We start from the raw sequence: 17,942 nt of genomic DNA on the forward strand, positions 1-17,942 counted from the left end.
GGCGACGTTCTTGCCGCCCGCCGTCACGATGATCTCCTTCTTGCGGCCGGTGATCCGCAGGTAGCCGTCCTCGTCGAGCTCGCCGAGGTCACCCGTGCGGAACCAGCCGTCGACGATCGCCTCCCGGGTCGCCTGATCGTTGTCGTGGTACCGGGAAAAGACACCGTTGCCCCTGGCGAGCACTTCCCCGTCGCCGTCGATCCGAATGGCCGACCCGGGCAGCGGAGGGCCGACGGTGCCGATCTTGATCTTGTCGGGCGTGTTGACCGTGATCGGGGCGGTCGTCTCGGTGAGCCCGTACCCCTCGAGGATCGTCACCCCGATGCCGCGGAAGAAGTGGCCCAGCCGAGTGCCGAGCGGTCCGCCACCGGAGACGGCATACCGAACCTGTCCGCCCATGGCCGTGCGCAGCTTGCTGTAGAGGAGCCGGTCGAAGACGGCGTGCTGCACCCGCAGCGCCCAGCCGGGGCGGCCATGGTCAAGGGACTCGCTGTAGGCCGTCGCAACCGTGGCCGCGCGCAGGAAGATCTTGCCCTTGCCCTCGGACGCCGCCTTCGCCTCGGCCGAGTTGTAGATCTTCTCGAAGACGCGGGGGACGGCGAGGATGAAGGTCGGTCGGAACGTCGAGAAGTCGTCGAGCAGCGACGTGATGTCCGATGAGTGGCCCATCCGGGCCCGGGCGGCGACGCACAGGACCTCGATGAACCGGGCGAAGACATGGGCCAGGGGGAGGAAGAGCAGGGTCGAGGCCCGGTCAGCGAGGACGACGTCACCGAGCTTCTCGATGGCGTTCTCAGCCAGCGCGAGGAAGTTGTCGTGGGTCAGCTCGCAACCCTTGGGCCGGCCCGTCGTGCCGGACGTGTAGATGATCGTCGCAACGCTGGCCCGGTGCAGGCCGCTCGCCCGACCGTCCAGCTCCGCGTCGGTGACACTGCGTCCCTGCTCGCGCAGCTGGTCCAGGCCGCCGGCCTCGATCTGCAGCACCCCACCGAGAGCCGGCAGCGACTGCTGGACCTGCTCGACGACGCTGCGGTGGCGGTCGTTCTCGAGGACGAGCAGCTGGGCGCCCGAGTCGCCGAGGATCCACCGGACCTGCTCTGCCGACGAGGTCTCGTAGATCGGCACGACGACGGCACCGGCACGCCACGCGGCGAAGTCGACGAGGGTCCACTCGTAGCGGGTGCGGGACATCAGCCCGACGCGGTCGCCCGCCTTGACCCCCCGGGCGATGAGCCCCTTCGCCACGGCGTCGACGTCGGCCGCGAACTCCGACCAGGTCAGATGCGACCACGTGCCGGACGAGGTCCTTCGGGAGAACGCGATGCCGTGCGGCTCGAGCTGCGCGTTGCGCCGCGGCAGGTCCGCCAGGCTGCCCTCCGTCGTCACCGGGACGAGCGCTTCGACGACGACTTCCTTCACTGCTGCTCCTTGCCGGGGGATGGTGCTTGCACGATACCCGGCGCGTCGGGGCAAGGCGCTAGTCTTCGGCGCATGGCTGACCGGACCGAGAGCACCATCACCATCGACGCGCCCCCCGCCGAGGTGTTGGACGTCATCGCGGACTTCGAGGCCTACCCGGAGTGGGCCGGCGACGTCAAGCGGGTCGCCATCCTCTCGGAGGAGGGGGACGGCTGGGCCGACCAGGTCGAGTTCACCCTCGACGCCGGGGCGATCAAGGACACCTATGTCCTTGACTACGAGTGGGACGTCGTCGAGGACGGCACCGGGATGATCTCCTGGACGATGGTCACCGCCACGGTCCTCAAGGCACTCGACGGGTCCTACACGCTGACGCGCACGGACAACGGGACCACGGTGACCTACCGGCTCGCGGTCGACGTCAAGATCCCCATGCTCGGTCTGCTCAAGCGCAAGGCGGAGAAGGTCATCATCGACACCGCCCTCAAAGAGCTGAAGAGGCGGGTCGAGGCCCAGACCTCGTGACGAGCGGAGACGGGCGCGAGCAGGACCAGCCCGAGCGGCCCCCCGTGGGCACGGTCGCCGAGGAGGCGGCGCTCCTCGTGGAGGCGCTGGCCGCCTTCGGCGCCGGTGGTCACGTCTCCTCCGGCGCGGCCACCGGCCGCGACGCGACCAGCCCCGCTGCGACCAACCCCGACGCGACCAACCCCGACGCGACCGACGCTGGCCCGACCCGCTCCACCCCGACCGACTCGGACCCAGCCGACTCCGAGGACACGGACTCGGACCGGGCCGAGTCCCATGCCTGCACGTGCGGTGGTCAGCGACCGGCCGCGTGCGCGGTGTGTCCGGTCTGCCAGCTCATCGCCTTCGTGCAGCGGGTCAGGCCCGAGACGATCGAGCGTCTCGCCGAGGTGGCCGAGCTCGCCGCCACGGGTTTACGGGACCTCGCGGTGGTGCAGCGCACCCGTCGCGAACAGGCGCGGCGGCACGACCCGGACCAGGCCGCGCAGCCCGGGCGGTCCGAGCAGCCTGGGATGTCCGGGCAGCCACGGCGGGAACGTCCGGACGACCAGGGTGGTGCCTGATGGCAGAGCTCGCCATCGGCATCGACATCGGCGGCACCAAGGTCGCCGGCGGAGTGGTCGACGCGACCGGCCACATCCTGACGCGCGCCCGCCGCAGCACGCCCCACCGTTCGACGTCCCCGCAGGTCGTCGAGGACACGATCGTCGAGTGTGTCGACGAGCTGCTCGCGGGCGTCGAGGGCCACCGCGTCGTCGCGGTCGGCGTCGGAGCGGCCGGCTTCGTCGGCGCCGACCGGGGGACCGTCGTGTTCGCCCCGCACCTGTCCTGGCGCAACGAGCCGCTCCGGGAACGCCTGCAGGCCAGGGTCGCAGCACCGGTCACGATCGACAACGACGCCAACGCCGCCCTCTGGGCCGAGGCGCGGTTCGGCGCCGCGCTCGGGGAGTCGCACGTCGTCATGATCACCCTCGGCACCGGTATCGGTGGGGCCCTCCTCGTCGACGGCCGGATCAACCGGGGCCGTCACGGCATCGCCGGCGAGTTCGGCCACATGCAGGTCGTCCCGGCCGGGCTGCGCTGCGAGTGCGGCAACCGCGGCTGCTGGGAGCAGTACGCCAGCGGCAACGCCCTCGTCCGCGAGGCGCGTGACCTCATCGCCGCCGACTCACCCGTCATCAGCGACCTCCGCGCGCGGCTCGGCGCCGACGACGGCGCGCTGACCGGACCGTTCATCACCGAGGCCGCCCAGGCCGGTGACCCCACGGCGCGTGAGCTGCTCGCCGACGTCGGCGAGTGGCTCGGGGTCGGGCTCGCCAACCTCGCGTCCGCCCTCGACCCGGGTCGCTTCGTCGTCGGCGGTGGCGTCAGCGCGGCCGGTGAGCTCCTGCTCGCCCCGGCTCGGGACGCCTTCCGACGGCAGCTGCCCGGCCGCGGCTACCGGCCGGAGGCCCAGATCGTGCTCGCCCAGCTGGGCGCCGAGGCCGGGCTCATCGGCGCCGCGGACCTCGCCAGGACGGGTGGCTGACCCGATGATGTCCGCATGACCGGCGCCCTCCGGTTGCGCGTCGCGAGCTACAACGTGCGTGACCTGCTCGACGACCGCGCGGCCGCGGCTCGCGTGGTACGCGCCATCCAGCCCGACGTCCTCTGCCTCCAGGAGGTGCCGCGGCGCCTCACCACGGAGTTCTCACTGCCCGCCTTCGCCCGCGCCTGCGGGCTCTACTGGGCCGGCGGCCGGCGCGGCACCGGGGGCACCGCGATCCTCACGTCGCTGCGGGTGCACACCCACCGCATCCGCGCCGCGCGGTTGGCCGTCCGCTTCCCCGACAGGACGAGGGGGTATGCCGCTCAGCTCGTCTCGCTACCCGGCTCCCAACCGCTGTGGGTCGTGAGCGTGCACCTGGGGCTGGGGGCCGAGGAACGCGAGCGGCACCTCGCCGAGGTGCTGGCAGCCATTCCGGCGCCGGCCGTCATCGCGGGGGACCTCAACGAGGGACCGACCGGACGGGCGTGGGCGCGGCTCGCCGCGGCATACCGGAAGGTCTCCGGCGACCACCCCACCTATCCGGCCGGCCGTCCGACTGCCGAGCTCGACGTCATCTTCGCCAGCCCCGAGGTCGTCACCACACCCGGCGACGCCTGCGGCATCAGGTCCGGCGACGCCTCCAGCAACACGGTCGGCGACACGGCCGTGCACCCGCTCCACGAGGACCTCGTGGCGGCGTCGGACCACCGGCCCTGCTGGGTCGACCTCGCCCTGCCGGCAGCCGACTGACGAGTGCGGCCACCCACCAGCACACCGACTACACCGGGCCCGAGGCGGCCCACCAGCCGGGCGGCTGGATGTCTAGACGCGCGTGCCGTCGTCGAAGGGGTCGCGGTCGGTGCCCCCGCGCAGGACCAGCATGACGAAGCCGACGACCGTCATGGCCACGGCCGTCACGATCCACCAGGCACTGCCCCCGCGGTCGAAGATGAGCAGGTAGAGCAGCAGGAGGGGACCGCCGGCGAGGCAGCAGACGGTCGCCCAGTACATCGGGTCGTCCTCGGCCGACGGCAGGTGCACCGCCGGGGGCACGAAGTGGTCGTCCTCGTCGTCCGCGGAGTCGGCCACGTCCTCGTCGGGGGCCGGGCTCCCACGCCACACGTGCGGTGTGATGGGAGCGATCGGCACGTTGAGCGAGGTGCCGGGCTTGGGCAGGGCGCTCGCTGCGGAGGGCGGCTCGTCGGGGGAGTCGATGGCGGGCTCGGTCGGCCGCTGCGGCTGGTCGAGCGCACGCCTCGGCTCGTCGGCGGTCTCGTCCCAGCCGGCGACGATCCGCTCGAACTCCGCGTCGAGCTCGTGGTCGTTCATGATGCTGGAATCCTCGCACGCCGCCCCCTCGGCAGGCGAGTGCCGTAGAGTTCTGGCGGTCGACGACGGGAGGTGCGCGGGTGTTCTACTGGTTCCTCAAGACCATCGTGCTGGGGCCGGTGCTCAAGCTGCTCTTCCGGCCGTGGGTCGAGGGCGAGGAGCACATCCCCGACGAGGGTCCCGCCATCTTCGCGAGCAACCACCTGTCCTTCTCCGACTCGGTCTTCCTGCCGATCGTCGTCCCGCGCCGGGTCACGTTCCTCGCCAAGAGCGACTACTTCACCGGCCGCGGGGTCAAGGGGCGGCTGACCGCCGCGTTCTTCAGGGCGATCGGCCAGGTGCCGGTCGACCGGTCCGGCGGCAAGGCGAGCACCGCGGCCCTCTCGTCCGGGCTGCGGGTGCTACGCCGCGGCGAGCTGCTCGGCATCTATCCGGAGGGCACCCGGTCGCCCGACGGCCGCCTCTACCGGGGCCGCACCGGCGTCGCCCGGATGGCCCTCGAGGGCAAGGTCCCCGTCATCCCCGTCGCGATGATCGGCACCGACAAGGCCCAGCCGACCGGCAAGAAGCTGCCCCACATCATGCGGATCGGGGTGCGCATCGGCCGCCCGCTCGACTTCTCGCGCTACGAGGGGATGGAGGAGGACCGCTTCGTCCTGCGCTCCATCACCGACGAGATCATGTACGAGCTGATGCTTCTGTCCGGTCAGGAGTACGTCGACATGTACGCCACCTCCATGAAGAACCGGATCCTCGCCGCGGCCCGGGCCAAGGCGCGTGAGCTGCAGGAGGCCGCGAAGCCGGGCAGCGCCGCCCCCGAGCTCGAGGAGGCACTCGACGCCGCCGAGGGCAAGCCGGTGGTGCGCCGGCAGCCGACCCTGCCGGACGACGTGGACTCGGAGGCGGAGCCGCCCAGCAGCGACGCGCAGGCCGCGTCCTGACGACGTGGACGCCTCGCCGCAGCTCGCCGTCACGCTCGACGAGCACGCCCTCGTCCGTGGCCTGTGGCGCGGCATCGACGTCTTCCGGTGCCTGGCCCTCGTCTATGCCGCGTGGTCGGTGTGGCACCGGCACGACGAGGTCGCCCAGCTGACCGGGGCCATCGTGATCCTCGCGGTGCTCGCCGCGTGGACGGTCGTCCAGACGGTCCGCCCCGCCCGCACCATTCCCATGTATGCCGCTGAGCTGGCCATCGGGTGCGCGGCGATCCTCGCGACGCGGCTCGTCGACCACGAGTGGGTCATCACGGGTGGCGCCAAGACAGTCCCGTCGATCTGGCCGTCGGCCGCCGTCGTCGGTTTCGCCGTGCTGCTCGGGTGGCGCGGCGGGCTCGTCGCGGCCTCGTTGGTCGGGTTGTGCTCCTTCATCGAGGTGCAGGAGCCGACCGGCAACACGGTGACGAACTCGATCCTCGTGTTCCTCGTCGGCGGCTGCATCGGCTACTGCGTCGACCTCGCCCGCGCGAGCCACGCCGCCCTGGCCCGGTCGATGCGCCTCGACGCCGCCCGTGCCGAGCGCGACCGGCTCGCCCGGACCGTCCACGACGGGGTCCTGCAGACGCTCGCCTTCATCCACCGCCGCGCCTCCGAGCTCGGCGGCGAGGCAACCCGGCTCGGGGTCATGGCCGCCGAGCAGGAACGGATCCTGCGCGCGCTCGTGAGTGCCACCGACCTCGCCGCCGTCGACCGCCCCGCCGACGACGGCCCGACCGACCTGCGCTCCCTGCTCGGCCACGTCGAGGACGCCCGCGTGCAGGTCGTCGCGCCGGGGCAGCCGGTCCTCGTCGAGCGCAGTGCGGCCGTCGAGCTCGTCGCGGCCATCGAGGCGGCACTCGACAACGTGCGGCGGCACGCCGGCCCGGACGCGCGGGCCTGGGTGCTGCTCGACGACGACGGGTCGAACGTCAACGTGACGATTCGCGACTCCGGGCACGGACTGCCGGCGGGCCGGCTCGAGCGCGCCGCGGCCGAGGGCCGGCTCGGGGTCTCGACGAGCATCGTCGGCCGGCTCGCCGACCTGGGCGGCGCCGCGTCGGTCCAGTCCGGCCCCAGCGGGGGCACGACCGTGCGGCTCACCCTGCCGCGGCACGCGAAGGAGCACCGATGACCCCCGATGACGACCGCCGACCACGTGCGGACGAGCACAGGCACGCCGACCCCGCGCTGCGCGAGGACGCCTCCGGCCGCCCGCCCCAGCCGGTCACCGTCGTCGTCGCCGACGACCACCCGATGTGGCGCGACGCCGTGGCCCGCGACCTCACGGACGCCGGCTTCGAGGTCGTCGCGACGGCCGAGGACGGCCGCTCCGCCGTGGCTCGCACCCGGGCGACGCGGCCTGACGTGCTCGTGCTCGACCTCGAGCTGCCCGGCCTGCGCGGCCCGGAGGTCTGCGCGGCGCTCACGGCCGCGGAGGTGCCCACCCGGGTGCTCATCCTGTCCGCGAGCGGCGAGCACGCCGACGTCCTCGAGGCCGTGAAGGCGGGCGCGCTCGGCTACCTCGTCAAGTCCGCGCGGCGCGAGGAGTTCCTCGACGCCGTCCGCGCCACGTCGGCCGGCGAGCCGGTCTTCACGCCGGGCCTGGCCGGGCTCGTGCTGGGGGAGTTCCGGCGGGTCAAGGCCACCAGCCAGCAGGAGGCCACGGAGCGCCCGATCCCCGAGCTGACGGACCGCGAGACCGAGATCCTCACCTATGTCGCGACCGGGATGGGCTACAAGGAGATCGCAGCCGCCCTCTTCCTGTCCCACCGCACGGTGCAGAACCACGTCCAGAACATCCTCGGCAAGCTGCAGATGCACAACCGGGTCGAGCTGGTCCGCTTCGCCCTCGAGCGCGGCATCGACCCGGCCACCCACGAGCCGCGGGGCGCCGCGGAACCGCGCTGAGCGGCATACCGGACCGGGGTGACGGATCCCACTCCGGCCCGCCGGGGTTCGCCATCCGGACCCAGCGGGATGCCCGGGCACCCGGCGTCTACCCTGTGAGCGTGACCACGAGCACGTCAGACCCGATCGCCACGTCGCTCCCCACGGGGGACGACGCGCTCGCCGCGCTCACCGCGGCGGCGTCCGAGCTCGAGGCGGCGCAGCAGCCCAGCTGGCCCGACACCGCCGCCCTCGCCGACGTGATCGAGACGCTCCGGTCGTATCCGCCGCTCGTCTTCGCCGGTGAGTGCGACATCCTCACCGAGCGCCTGGCGGCGGCCGCCGAGGGCCACGCCTTCGTCCTGCAGGGCGGCGACTGCGCCGAGACGTTCGCCAACGCGACCGCCGACAACATCCGCGACCGGATCAAGACGATCCTCCAGATGGCGGCGGTGCTGACCTACGGGGCGAGCAAGCCGGTCGTCAAGGTCGGGCGGATGGCCGGGCAGTACGCCAAGCCGCGCTCCTCGTCGATCGAGACCCGTGAGGGCGTGACACTGCCGGCCTACCGCGGCGACATGGTCAACGACTTCGCCTTCCACGAGGCGGCCCGCACCCCGGACCCCCAGCGGCTGGTGCAGGCCTACCACGCGTCGTCCGCGACGCTGAACCTCGTGCGCGCCTTCACGACGGGCGGTTTCGCCGACCTGCGCTACGTCCACGAGTGGAACCGCGGCTTCGTCCGCTCGACCGCCAACGCGAAGTACGAGCAGCTGGCCCGGGCCATCGATAAGGCGATGCGCTTCATGGCGGCCTGCGGCGCCGACTTCGAGGCGATGCGCACCGTCGAGTTCTTCTCCGCGCACGAGGCGCTCGTCCTCGACTACGAGCGACCCCTCACCCGCATCGACTCCCGCACCGGCAAGCTCTACGACACCTCCAGCCACTTCGTCTGGATCGGCGAGCGGACCCGGCAGCTCGACGGCGCCCACATCGACTTCGTCTCCCGGATCAGCAACCCGGTCGGCGTGAAGCTCGGCCCCAAGGCCGACATCGACGAGGTGCTGCGGATGATCGACAAGGTCGACCCGGAGCGGACGCCCGGGCGGCTCACCTTCATCACCCGGATGGGCGCCGGCACGATCCGCGAGGCGCTGCCCGGCCTGCTCGACAAGGTCCGGGCCTCCGGCGCGAAGGCGACGTGGATCTGCGACCCCATGCACGGCAACACGTTCGAGTCGACGACCGGCTACAAGACCCGCAGTTTCGACGCCATCGTCGACGAGGTCCGCGGCTTCTTCGAGGTGCACCAGTCGCTCGGCACCGTCCCGGGCGGCATCCACGTCGAGCTGACCGGCAACGATGTCACCGAGTGCCTCGGCGGCGCCTCGCAGATCATCGACACCGACCTGGAGAAGCGCTACGAGTCCCTCTGCGACCCGCGGCTGAACCACCAGCAGTCGCTCGAGCTCGCGTTCCTCGTCGCCGAGATGCTCGGGCAGGCCTGACCGTGGCGCACGTCGTCGCGGACCTGCTGAGCGACACCGTCACGAAGCCGACGCCGGCCATGCGCCAGGCGATGGCCCGCGCGGAGGTCGGCGACGACGTCTTCGGCGAGGACCCGACCCTGCGGACCCTCGAGGAGCGCGTCGCCGGGCTGCTCGGCCACGAGGCCGGCCTGTTCACCCCCTCCGGGTCGATGGCGAACCAGCTCGGGGTGCGCCTGCACGCCGGCCCGGGCGTCGAGCTCATCGCGGACTCCCTCGCGCACGTGGTGCGGGCCGAGCTGGGTGCTGCGGCGGCGCTGTCCGGCATCACGTCGCGAACGTGGGTGGCCGAGGCCGGACGCTTCCGGGCCGAGGACGCGACGTCCCTGATGATCACGGGGGTCGGGCCCTACCAGGTCTGCACCGGTGTCGTCGTCGTCGAGAACACCCACAACTTCGGTGGTGGGACGGTCCAGTCCCTGGAGGAGATCCGCGCCGCCCGCGAGGCCACCCGGGCGGCCGGCGTCGCGATGCACCTCGACGGCGCCCGGCTCTGGAACGCCCACGTCGCGACCGGCGTCCCGCTCGAGGACTACGGGCGGGCGTTCGACACCGTCTCGGTCTGCCTCAGCAAGGGCCTCGGCGCCCCGGTCGGCAGCGTTCTCGTCGGCTCATCCGAGGCGATCGCCGAGGCGCGGGTCTGGCGCAAGCGGTTCGGTGGCGGCATGCGGCAGGCGGGCATCCTCGCGGCCGCCGGCCTCTACGCGCTCGACCACAACATCGAGCGGCTCCGCGACGACCACGAGCGGGCCCACCGGGCGGCCGAGGCGATCGCCGAGGCGGCACCTGGCAGCCTCGACCCGGACTCGGTGCAGACCAACATCCTCATCGCCGACGTCTCGGCGGCGGGCTGGTCCGCGGCGGACTTCGTCGCGGCCGCCCTCGACGCGGGTGTCCGGCTCTATGCCGTCGGGGCGGCCAAGGTCCGGTTCGTCTGGCACCTCGACGTCGACGACGCCGCGACCGACCACGCCATCTCCGTGGTCCGTGACCTCATGCTGTTGCGCACCCGCGAACGGACCGTTCAGGGTCGAACGGGTCGGTAGACCGCCCAGTTCACCATCGAGCGGTCCGTTCGGGGTCCGTTCGCGGGCAAGGGGAGGGGGCGGTCGGCTAGACCTCGTGGTGCAGCGTCTCGGCCGGCAGCTCACCCGGGCGGCGACGCGCGAGGAGCTCAACGGCATACATGGCCGTGACGACGAGCGCGCCACCGACCAGCATGCGCACGGTCAGTGCCTCGCCGCCGAGCGCCACGGCGAAGAACGCGGCGAACACCGGCTCCATCGTCATGATGATCGCGGCCCGGGTGGCCGGCATGTGCGCCTGGGCCCAGGTCTGGATCCACAGCGCACCGATGCTCGCGAAGACCACCATGTAGAGCACCGAGGCCCACTGACCCGTGCCGGACGGCATGGTGATGCCACCGGGCAGTGCGCCGGCGAGGCAGATGACGGCGATGACGACCATCTGGACGACGGACAGGCCGGTCGCGATCTCGTGCCCGCTCCACCGGCCGAGCCCGACGATGTGCAGCGCGTAGAACGCCGCGGCGAGCAGGGTGATCGCCTCGCCGACGCCGATGGAGAAGCCGTTGAGGGACAGCAGGGCGAGCCCAGCGGTCGCGAGCCCGACGGCCGCCCACGTGGTGCTGGCGACTCGTTCGCGCAGGATCACGGCGGTGAAGACCGGCGTCAGCACGACATAGGTGCCGGTGATGAAGCCGGACACGGAAGCCGACGTCGAGGCCAGGCCCTGGGTCTGCAGGATCTGGGCCAGGCCGTAGAGCACGCCGAGGCCGACGCCGGCGAGCACCTGCCGACGGGTGAGCGACCGCACCGGGCGCCAGAAGACACCGAGCATGATGACGGCGGCGAGCGTGAACCGGACCGCGAGGAAGTCGACCGGTGGGACGTGCACGACGAGGTCGCGGATGAGGAAGAACGTCGACCCCCACACGGCGGTGAGGGCGATGAGCAGGAGCGTGGCGACGTTGCGTCGGGTCGGGGCCTTCACGAGCGGTTCTCAGACCACCGTCAGCACGATCGTCGAGCCCTTCGGGGCGCTCTGGCCGCCCTGCACGCTCTGGTTGCGGACGAGCTCGAAGAACTGGCCGAGGGGTCGCTCGATCCGCACCTTGAACCCCAGGTCGGTGAGGGCCTTCTCGGCCTCCGTCACCGGCTTGCCGAGCACGGTCGGCACCTGCACCATGACCGGGCCCTTCGAGACGGTGACCGTGACCGGGTCACCCCGGTGGAGCGTGCCGTCGGCCGGGGACTGGGAGATGATGTTGCCCTTCACGACGGTGTCGCTGTTGGCGTCGTCGGCGCGCTGGACGACCAGCCCGGTCGCCGTGATGGCGGCCTGCGCGTCGGCGAAGGGCTTGTCGACGACGTTGGGGACGGGGATCGGCTCGCGGCCCTTCGAGACGACGACGGCCACGGGGGTGCCCCGCTTGACGGACGTGCCCTTGGCCGGGTCCTGGCTGATGACGACGCCCTTGGGCACCGTCTCGCTCCAGGCCTCGGTGGTCGTGCCCTGCTTGAGGGTCACCGCGCCTAGCTTGCCGGCGACGTCAGCGACCTTGACCTTGGTCAGGTCGGGCACGGTGTAGCGCTCCGGGCCCTTCGACACGACGAGGGCGACGACGCTCTGCTTGCGCACCTCGGTGCCGGCCCGCGGGGTGAGTTCGATGACCAACCCCTTCGGCACGGTCTCGGAGAAGGCCCCGCTCGTGTCGACCCGCAGGCTGTGCGCGGCGAGGGTGCTCCTCGCCTGGTCCACCGTGTCGTGCACGAGCTGCGGCACGACCGTGCTCCCGCCCGGTCCGGCCGTGAACCACCAGCCGGTCGACGTGCCGGCCAGCAGGAGCACGACGAGCAGGGCGACCAGGGGCCACCGGCGACGCCGGCGCCGGGCCGGAGATGCGGAGATCGGCAGGGCGCTCGTGTGCGACAGGACCGGCGCCGCGGCGTGGGCGACGGGCGCCTCGGCGACCCGGGTCGGGCGCGTGCCGTCCAGCCGCTGGGTGTGGGCGACGGCCGGCTCGCCGTCACCCGTCGGGGCTGCCACCCCACGCCGGTCGAGCTCGGCCGCGCTGAGCCGGCCGCGGACGCTCCGGAGGGCGGCGAGGAAGGCGGGCACGTCGGGGAAGCGGTCGTCCGGCTCCGTCGCGGTCGCTCGTGCGACGAGGTCGTCGAGCGGAGCGGGCACTGCCGGCACCACTTGTGAGGGCGCCTCGATGGTGCCGTGTACGTGACGGTAGGCGATCTGGATCGCCGTCTCACCGGTCACCGCCTTGCGTCCCGTCAGCATCTCGAACAGGAGCAGGCCCGCGGCATAGACATCGCTGCGGGCGTCGGACACGCCGAGCTCGACCTGCTCGGGGGAGAGGTAGGACGCGGTCCCGAGGACGACACCGGTCTGGCTCGTCGTGGTCTGGGTGCTCGCGGCGCGGGCCAGCCCGAAGTCGGCGACCTTGACCTCGCCGTCGGAGCGGATGAGGACGTTCTCGGGCTTGACGTCCCGGTGGATGATGTCCGCCTCGTGCGCGGCCCGGAGGGCCTCGAGGATCGGCTCGAGGATCGCGAGCGACTCGCGGGCCGTGAGGGGCGCCTCCTCGTGGATGACCTCACGCAGCGTCTTGCCGGTGACGAGCTCCATGACGAGGAAGACCTCGCCCGAGTCCTCCTCGCCCTGGTCGAAGACGGCGACGACGTTGGGGTGGCTGAGGCGGGCCGCAGACCGGGCCTCGCGGCGGAACCGGTCGACGAAGAGACTGTCGGTGGCGAGGCCCGGCCGCATGATCTTCACGGCGACGCGGCGCTCGAGGCGTGCATCCATCGCCACGTAGACGGAGGCCATGCCTCCATCTGCGAGGTGGGTGAGGATGCGGTAGCGACCGTCGATGACCCGACCGACGAGCGCGTCCGCCACGCTGGACGTCACGCAGAGAGTTTACGTAACGGCGGCGGTGATCCCGGGCAGGCTCGGCCGGTCGGGCCGGGGGCCGACCGGCTCACATCCGCTTGTAGTGGGCCTGGACCGCGGCGACGTAGCCCTTGGTATCCTCGTAGAGGCCCTTGGTCTGCACCGAGTAGAGGCCCTGGTAGTAGCCGGCGATCGCCTGGTCGCGGTCGTCAGCGGCTCGCAGCAGCGCCTTGATGATGACGACCCCCGCCGTGACGTTGTCCTCGGTGTCGAGCAGGTCGAGCTTGCGCCCGGCGAGCTCGGAGGCCCACTGGCCGGACGAGGGGATCAGCTGCATGGTGCCCACGGCGTTGGCGACCGAGACGACGCGCTGGTTCCAGCCCGACTCCTGCCACGCGATCGCGAGGGCGAGCTTGGGGTCGACGCCGTAGCGGGTGGCCGTCCGGCGGATCAGGTCGGCCGTCTCGGTCCGCGTGGGCAGCCGGCGCTGGGCGAGGGCGTCCCGGTTCGCCTTGGCGGCCCCGACGATGGCATCCGAGTAGGTGTAGCCGGCGAAGGTGTTCTCGCTGGTCCGGGCCGGAGCAGCCGGCTTGACCGGCTTGGCCGGTGCCGGCGCGGCGGCGGCACCCGGGATGGCGATCCGCTGCCCCGGGTAGATCAGGCCGGCGTTCGCGATGCGGTTGGCCGCGACGAGGGCGCCGACCGAGACGCGGTGGCGCGCCGCGATGCCGGAGAGCGTGTCGCCCGGCCGGACGGTGTAGCTCGGGCCGGCCGGTGCCGTGCGCTTGACCGGCGCCGTGGTCGCCTTGGCAGCGGGCTTTGCCTTTGTCTTGGCCTTCGCCGATGCCTTCGCCGGAGTGGTCGACGCGCTGGAGCCGGTGCCGGGGACGAGCAACTTCTGGCCGACGTGGATGATCTCGCCGCCCCTCGGCAGTCGGTTCTTCGCCACGAGCTCGCCGACCGTCGTGTGGTGGTCGATCGCGAGCTGCCAGATCGTGTCGCCCGGCCGGACGATGACGGTGTGCCAGCGGGACGCGGCAGCCGTGACGACCGCGTGGGGTGGCTGGACAAGTGCGGCGTCGGCGGCGAGTGGCATGTGTGGTCCTCCCAAGGCACCACTCACCGGCGTGGCGCGTTGCCTGAGTGGCGTTTGTGACAGATGATGCGTGGTTGCGCTGGTGAGACTAACGCACGCGTGCCCTGCATGGGAACGACACCGGTGTCATTCACCGGCGCCGCGTGGGGGTGCAGGTGAGTGGGGTGGCAGACTGGCGCCGTGACGGACGCATCCAACCGCGTGGACCAGGACCTGCAGGACCTCGTCGGGGACTGGCTCACGGTCCCCGACGCCGCCGAGCGCGTCGGGGTCCCGCTCAGCCGGATCCGACAGTGGATCGCGGATCGGGAGGTCCTCGCGGCGCGGGTCGGGGAGCGCTCCGTGGTGGCTGTGCCGGCGCGGTTCTTCGACGAGTCGGGGCCGCGCTCCGACCTCAAGGGGACGGTGACGGTCCTCGCGGACGGCGGCATGGACGACGCCGAGATCATCCGCTGGCTGTTCACCCCTGACGCGACCCTGCCGGTCGACGGGGCCCCCATCGACGCGCTGTGGGCCGGGCACAAGCGGGAGATCCGTCGCCGCGCCCAGGCCGAGGCCCTGTAGGCAGGGACCTCCGGCAGGCAGGGACCTCCGGCGAGGTCAGGACCGGCGCTCGGTCGAGATGAGCACGAGCTCGTCGAGCACCTCGACCGCGTCCCGGTCCAGGCCACCGGCCGCTGTGGCGGCCGCGAGGGACGTGCGGGCCTCGTCGACGCACGCGTCGATGAGGCCCTCGACCCGGTCGACGGCGCGGGACCGCTTGATGATGTCGCGCAGCTCGTTCACCCCGGCCTGGTCGAGGTCGTCCTGGCCCAGCTGTGCCTCGAGGGTGTGCTGGTCGGCCGGCTCGGCCGCGTCGAGGGCGTAGGCGATCAGGGCGGTGCGCTTGCCCTCCCGGAGGTCGTCGCCGGCGGGCTTGCCCGTCGCCTCGGGGTCGCCGAAGACGCCGAGGAGGTCATCGCGCAGCTGGAAGGCCTCGCCGAGCGCCAGGCCGAAGGACGACAGGTGCGGCACCGCCTCGTCGCCCACGCCGCCGACCAGGGCCCCGATGAGCAGGGGCTGCTCGATGGTGTACTTGGCGCTCTTGTAGCGGATGACGTTGCGGGCCGACGCGAGCCGCTCGTCGAGGTCGAGGCCGTCCCAGCCGCGGGCCGACTCGAGCAGGTCGAGGAACTGGCCGCCCATGAGCTGGGTGCGCATCCGGTCGAAGAGGTCGCGGCCGCGCGCGAGGTCGCCGGCCGGGAGGCCACAGGTCGCGTAGAGCTGGTCGCACCAGGTGAGGCAGAGGTTGCCGGCCAGGATCGCCGCGCCCTCGCCGAACCGGCCGGGGTCGCCGGCCCAGCCCCGTTGCTCGTGGAGGGTCGCGATCGCACGGTGCGCGGACGGCATGCCGCGACGGGTGTCGCTCTGGTCCATGACGTCGTCGTGCAGGAGCGCCGCCCCTTGGAAGAACTCCATGCTCGCGGCGAGGCGGACCAGCTCGGGGGAGTCGGGGGTGCCGGCCGCCCGGTGCCCCCAGTAGAGGAAGCTGGCGCGCAGCCCCTTGCCGCCGGTGAGCAGGGCCGCGACGGCGTCGATGAGCGGAGCGAGCTCGGGACCGATCTCGGCGAGGTCATGCGACGCCGCGGCGATCTGGGCGTCGACGGCGCCCTGCACCCGTCGATGCAGCTCGCGCAGGTCGGTCGGTTGGGCCACGCTTCCTCCGTCGCTGTGCTCGCGGGACGCCGCCAGCCTAACTGGGGGCTCCCCGGATGATGGAACGGGTCCGCGCCCCGGACGGGCCACACGTACGGTTGCCTCATGGCACACGGCACGGCGTCCTCCATGGCACGGGCGGAGCGCTTCACGAGGTCGATCCCGGCGATGATCCGCAGCGAGCGACCCACGATCAGCTTCGAGTTCTTCCCACCCAAGGACGACGCGGCTGAGAGCCAGCTGTGGCAGGCGATCCGCCACCTCGAGAAGCTCGCGCCGAGCTTCGTGTCGGTGACGTATGGCGCAGGCGGCAGCACGCGCGACCGGACCGTCCGCGTCACCGGGCGGATCGCGCAGGAGACGTCCCTGACCGCGATGGCGCACCTGACGTGTGTCGGCTCGTCGGTGACCGAGCTGCGGTCCGTCGTCGGGCACTACGCCGCGGTCGGGATCCGCAACATCCTCGCCCTGCGGGGTGACCCGGCCGGCGGGCTCGGCACGCCGTGGACGGCGCACGCGGAGGGGCTCGACCACGCCGACGAGCTCGTCACCCTCGTCCGCGGGCTGGGCAGCTTCACGGTGGGAGTCGCGGCGTTCCCCGACGGGCATCCCGAGTCCGGCGACCTGGCCGAGGACGCAGCGACCCTGATCCGCAAGGAACGGGCGGGGGCGCAGTTCGCGATCACCCAGATGGTCTTCGACGTCGACAACTACCTGCGGCTGAGGGACGAGCTCGCGCGGCGTGGGTCACGGCTGCCGGTCGTGCCGTCGATCATGCCGATCACGAATGCCCGCCAGGTGATCCGGATGGCGCAGCTCGCGGGCCAGCCCATGCCGAGCGCGGTGACCGAGCGGCTCGACCGGCACGGTGAGGACGCCGCCGGGGTCCGGGCCGAGGGGATCGAGATCGCGACGGAGTCGGCGCGCCGGCTGCTCGACGAGGGTGCGCCGGGGATCCACTTCATCACGATGAACCGCTCGTCCGCGGCGCTCGAGGTTCACGCGAACCTGGGGGTGCACGCCACACTCTGACCGGTCCGTCCCGGAGGTGCGACCAGGTCCGGTGCGCGGTCGGAGGTGCCCCCTGCAGTCCTCCGGCCGCGCGCCGGACCCATGCTGTCGATCCTGTCCGGGCGTGCGGGTCGGTCGCCTGAGTGCGGGTACTCATACCGGGCCGGACGGCTCGTGCCCGAGGTGCGTCGGACCGTCTTGACACGATGTCGGTGGCGGGGGTTACGCTGGCGATGTTCGAATAAATGTTCGACCAGTGGGAGCGTTGGTCGAGCCGTTCGATCATCCAGGTCCAGCTCGTAGTCGTCGGTTGGGTGTCGGTGGTCCGTGGGGCTGCCTCGGGTCGTGACTCCCGCTTCGACGTGTCCCAGGGAGACGTGTCGTGGTGCGCAAGTTCAGTGATCCGGTCGAGGTCCGGCCCGGCGAGGGCCCGCATGGCCGTCCCGAGGCCTTCATCTGGCGCGGGAGGCTCTACGTCGTGCGTGACGTGCTCGGCCAGTGGCGGGAGCGGCGGGCCTGGTGGCGCGACGCCCTCGACCATGACACCCGCTCCGAGCCGGGGGCCGCCCTCGACGCCGCGGCGCAGGAGCACGAGATCTGGCGGGTCGAGGCGAGCCGGGGCTGGTCCTTCAGCCCGGGGATCTACGACCTCGCGCACGACGCCTGCCCGGGTGGCGACCGGTGGTCGCTCGTACGAGTTGCCGACTGAGGAAGAGGAGCTGACCACGATGCGCCAGATGCCCGTCCGTGCCACTGTCCCTGCCGCCGCTGTCCCTGCCGCCACTGTCCCTGCCGCCACTGTCCCTGCCGCCCCTGTCCCTGTCCCGGCTGGTGTCCCTGCCCCGGCTGGCGTCCCGCTCGCGGCGACCGACCTGCTGGAGCGTTCCCGGGAGACCCTCGAGTCCGCGTGCCGGGCCGTCGACACCACCGAGCGGCACCGCGACGCCTACCTCGGCGCCCTGCGCGCCGGGGCCGCGCTCGTCGCCGCCCGGGTCCCCGCGCCG

18 protein-coding genes and 1 pseudogene are annotated in these 17,942 nt (G+C 72.4%); 13 read left to right on the forward strand and 6 right to left on the reverse strand.

All coding sequences use genetic code 11. The annotated features are described in order from the left end of the window. Window positions 1–1,419: AMP-dependent synthetase/ligase (locus N864_RS10555; protein ID WP_034716299.1), on the reverse strand; the 1,419-nt coding region annotated here is incomplete at its 3' end. Window positions 1,420–1,491: 72 nt separating this feature from the next. Between N864_RS10555 and N864_RS10560 the strand changes: the two genes are divergently transcribed. Genes N864_RS10560 through N864_RS10575 form a run of 4 tightly spaced genes read left to right on the forward strand, consistent with a single transcriptional unit; the run spans window position 1,492 to window position 4,222 of the window. Further along, entirely contained in the window at window positions 1,492–1,944 is a 453-nt protein-coding gene (locus N864_RS10560) for an SRPBCC family protein (RefSeq protein WP_034716301.1), read from the forward strand. After that, window positions 1,941–2,507, forward strand: a complete 567-nt coding sequence (locus N864_RS24670; RefSeq protein WP_034716303.1) for a hypothetical protein — start codon at window positions 1,941–1,943, stop codon at window positions 2,505–2,507. The genes N864_RS10560 and N864_RS24670 overlap by 4 nt, the downstream gene beginning before the upstream one ends. Further along, window positions 2,507–3,472, forward strand: a complete 966-nt coding sequence (locus tag N864_RS10570) for an ROK family glucokinase (protein ID WP_034716305.1) — start codon at window positions 2,507–2,509, stop codon at window positions 3,470–3,472. The genes N864_RS24670 and N864_RS10570 overlap by 1 nt, the downstream gene beginning before the upstream one ends. A 15-nt stretch (window positions 3,473–3,487) precedes the next feature. After that, window positions 3,488–4,222: an endonuclease/exonuclease/phosphatase family protein gene (locus N864_RS10575; RefSeq protein ID WP_034716307.1), complete on the forward strand. Its 735-nt coding sequence runs from the start codon at window positions 3,488–3,490 to the stop codon at window positions 4,220–4,222. Window positions 4,223–4,294: 72 nt separating this feature from the next. On the opposite strand, the gene N864_RS10580 is transcribed toward N864_RS10575, so the two are convergent. Further along, window positions 4,295–4,801, reverse strand: a complete 507-nt coding sequence (locus N864_RS10580) for a hypothetical protein (RefSeq protein WP_034716309.1) — start codon at window positions 4,799–4,801, stop codon at window positions 4,295–4,297. Between the two features lie 80 nt (window positions 4,802–4,881). Here N864_RS10580 and N864_RS10585 point away from each other — a divergent pair, with 80 nt between their 5' ends. From N864_RS10585 to N864_RS10605, 5 genes are all read left to right on the forward strand, one after another. Beyond that, window positions 4,882–5,742 (forward strand): lysophospholipid acyltransferase family protein, encoded by an 861-nt coding sequence (locus tag N864_RS10585; RefSeq protein WP_081793688.1) that lies wholly within the window; start codon window positions 4,882–4,884, stop codon window positions 5,740–5,742. A 4-nt stretch (window positions 5,743–5,746) separates the two neighbouring features. After that, window positions 5,747–6,907: a MacS family sensor histidine kinase gene (gene macS, locus N864_RS10590; protein ID WP_051518445.1), complete on the forward strand. Its 1,161-nt coding sequence runs from the start codon at window positions 5,747–5,749 to the stop codon at window positions 6,905–6,907. Beyond that, window positions 6,904–7,683: a response regulator gene (locus tag N864_RS10595; protein WP_081793690.1), complete on the forward strand. Its 780-nt coding sequence runs from the start codon at window positions 6,904–6,906 to the stop codon at window positions 7,681–7,683. Before macS ends, N864_RS10595 begins: the two co-directional genes overlap by 4 nt. 125 nt (window positions 7,684–7,808) lie before the next feature. Beyond that, the gene (locus N864_RS10600; RefSeq protein WP_034716331.1) at window positions 7,809–9,170 is read left to right on the forward strand and encodes a class II 3-deoxy-7-phosphoheptulonate synthase; all 1,362 of its coding nucleotides are present in this window, start codon (window positions 7,809–7,811) and stop codon (window positions 9,168–9,170) included. Between the two features lie 2 nt (window positions 9,171–9,172). Further along, window positions 9,173–10,255 carry a threonine aldolase family protein gene (locus N864_RS10605; protein ID WP_155892898.1) on the forward strand — a complete coding sequence of 361 codons (1,083 nt, stop codon included), beginning with the start codon at window positions 9,173–9,175 and terminating at the stop codon, window positions 10,253–10,255. Between the two features lie 67 nt (window positions 10,256–10,322). On the opposite strand, the gene N864_RS10610 is transcribed toward N864_RS10605, so the two are convergent. The 3 genes from N864_RS10610 to N864_RS10620 all read right to left on the reverse strand — a co-directional run bounded on the left by N864_RS10610 (window position 10,323) and on the right by N864_RS10620 (window position 14,232). After that, entirely contained in the window at window positions 10,323–11,222 is a 900-nt protein-coding gene (locus N864_RS10610; protein ID WP_034716311.1) for a DMT family transporter, read from the reverse strand. 9 nt (window positions 11,223–11,231) lie between these two features. After that, window positions 11,232–13,154, reverse strand: coding sequence for a Stk1 family PASTA domain-containing Ser/Thr kinase (gene pknB, locus N864_RS10615; RefSeq protein WP_034716313.1), 1,923 nt, complete (start codon window positions 13,152–13,154; stop codon window positions 11,232–11,234). Window positions 13,155–13,224: 70 nt separating this feature from the next. After that, on the reverse strand, window positions 13,225–14,232 hold the full coding sequence (locus N864_RS10620) for a LysM peptidoglycan-binding domain-containing protein (RefSeq protein ID WP_051518446.1): 1,008 nt from the start codon (window positions 14,230–14,232) through the stop codon (window positions 13,225–13,227). Between the two features lie 180 nt (window positions 14,233–14,412). On the opposite strand from N864_RS10620, the gene N864_RS10625 reads away from it, so the two are divergent. Next, window positions 14,413–14,796 carry an Rv2175c family DNA-binding protein gene (locus tag N864_RS10625; RefSeq protein WP_034716315.1) on the forward strand — a complete coding sequence of 128 codons (384 nt, stop codon included), beginning with the start codon at window positions 14,413–14,415 and terminating at the stop codon, window positions 14,794–14,796. Between the two features lie 36 nt (window positions 14,797–14,832). Here N864_RS10625 and N864_RS10630 read toward each other — a convergent pair whose 3' ends face one another. Further along, window positions 14,833–15,927, reverse strand: coding sequence for a polyprenyl synthetase family protein (locus N864_RS10630; RefSeq protein WP_034716317.1), 1,095 nt, complete (start codon window positions 15,925–15,927; stop codon window positions 14,833–14,835). A gap of 105 nt (window positions 15,928–16,032) precedes the next feature. On the opposite strand from N864_RS10630, the gene metF reads away from it, so the two are divergent. The 3 genes and pseudogenes from metF to N864_RS10645 form a co-directional block, all read left to right on the forward strand. Beyond that, window positions 16,033–16,959: a methylenetetrahydrofolate reductase [NAD(P)H] gene (gene metF, locus N864_RS10635; protein WP_034716319.1), complete on the forward strand. Its 927-nt coding sequence runs from the start codon at window positions 16,033–16,035 to the stop codon at window positions 16,957–16,959. A 361-nt stretch (window positions 16,960–17,320) separates the two neighbouring features. Next, window positions 17,321–17,647: a DUF6504 family protein gene (locus N864_RS10640; RefSeq protein WP_034716321.1), complete on the forward strand. Its 327-nt coding sequence runs from the start codon at window positions 17,321–17,323 to the stop codon at window positions 17,645–17,647. A gap of 19 nt (window positions 17,648–17,666) precedes the next feature. Continuing rightward, window positions 17,667–17,942, forward strand: a pseudogene (locus N864_RS10645) (hypothetical protein); the annotation flags it as partial.

The organism is Intrasporangium chromatireducens Q5-1, from assembly GCF_000576575.1.
Classification (GTDB): Bacteria; Actinomycetota; Actinomycetes; order Actinomycetales; family Dermatophilaceae; genus Intrasporangium_A; species Intrasporangium_A chromatireducens.

Coding starts and splice junctions, on each gene's coding strand:
- N864_RS10560 (WP_034716301.1), top strand. CDS start 1,492: ATGGCTGACCGGACCGAGAGCACCATCACCATCGACGCGCCCCCCGCC.
- N864_RS10570 (WP_034716305.1), top strand. CDS start 2,507: ATGGCAGAGCTCGCCATCGGCATCGACATCGGCGGCACCAAGGTCGCC.
- N864_RS10575 (WP_034716307.1), top strand. CDS start 3,488: ATGACCGGCGCCCTCCGGTTGCGCGTCGCGAGCTACAACGTGCGTGAC.
- N864_RS10580 (WP_034716309.1), bottom strand. CDS start 4,801: ATGAACGACCACGAGCTCGACGCGGAGTTCGAGCGGATCGTCGCCGGC.
- N864_RS10595 (WP_081793690.1), top strand. CDS start 6,904: ATGACCCCCGATGACGACCGCCGACCACGTGCGGACGAGCACAGGCAC.
- N864_RS10620 (WP_051518446.1), bottom strand. CDS start 14,232: ATGCCACTCGCCGCCGACGCCGCACTTGTCCAGCCACCCCACGCGGTC.
- metF (WP_034716319.1), top strand. CDS start 16,033: ATGGCACACGGCACGGCGTCCTCCATGGCACGGGCGGAGCGCTTCACG.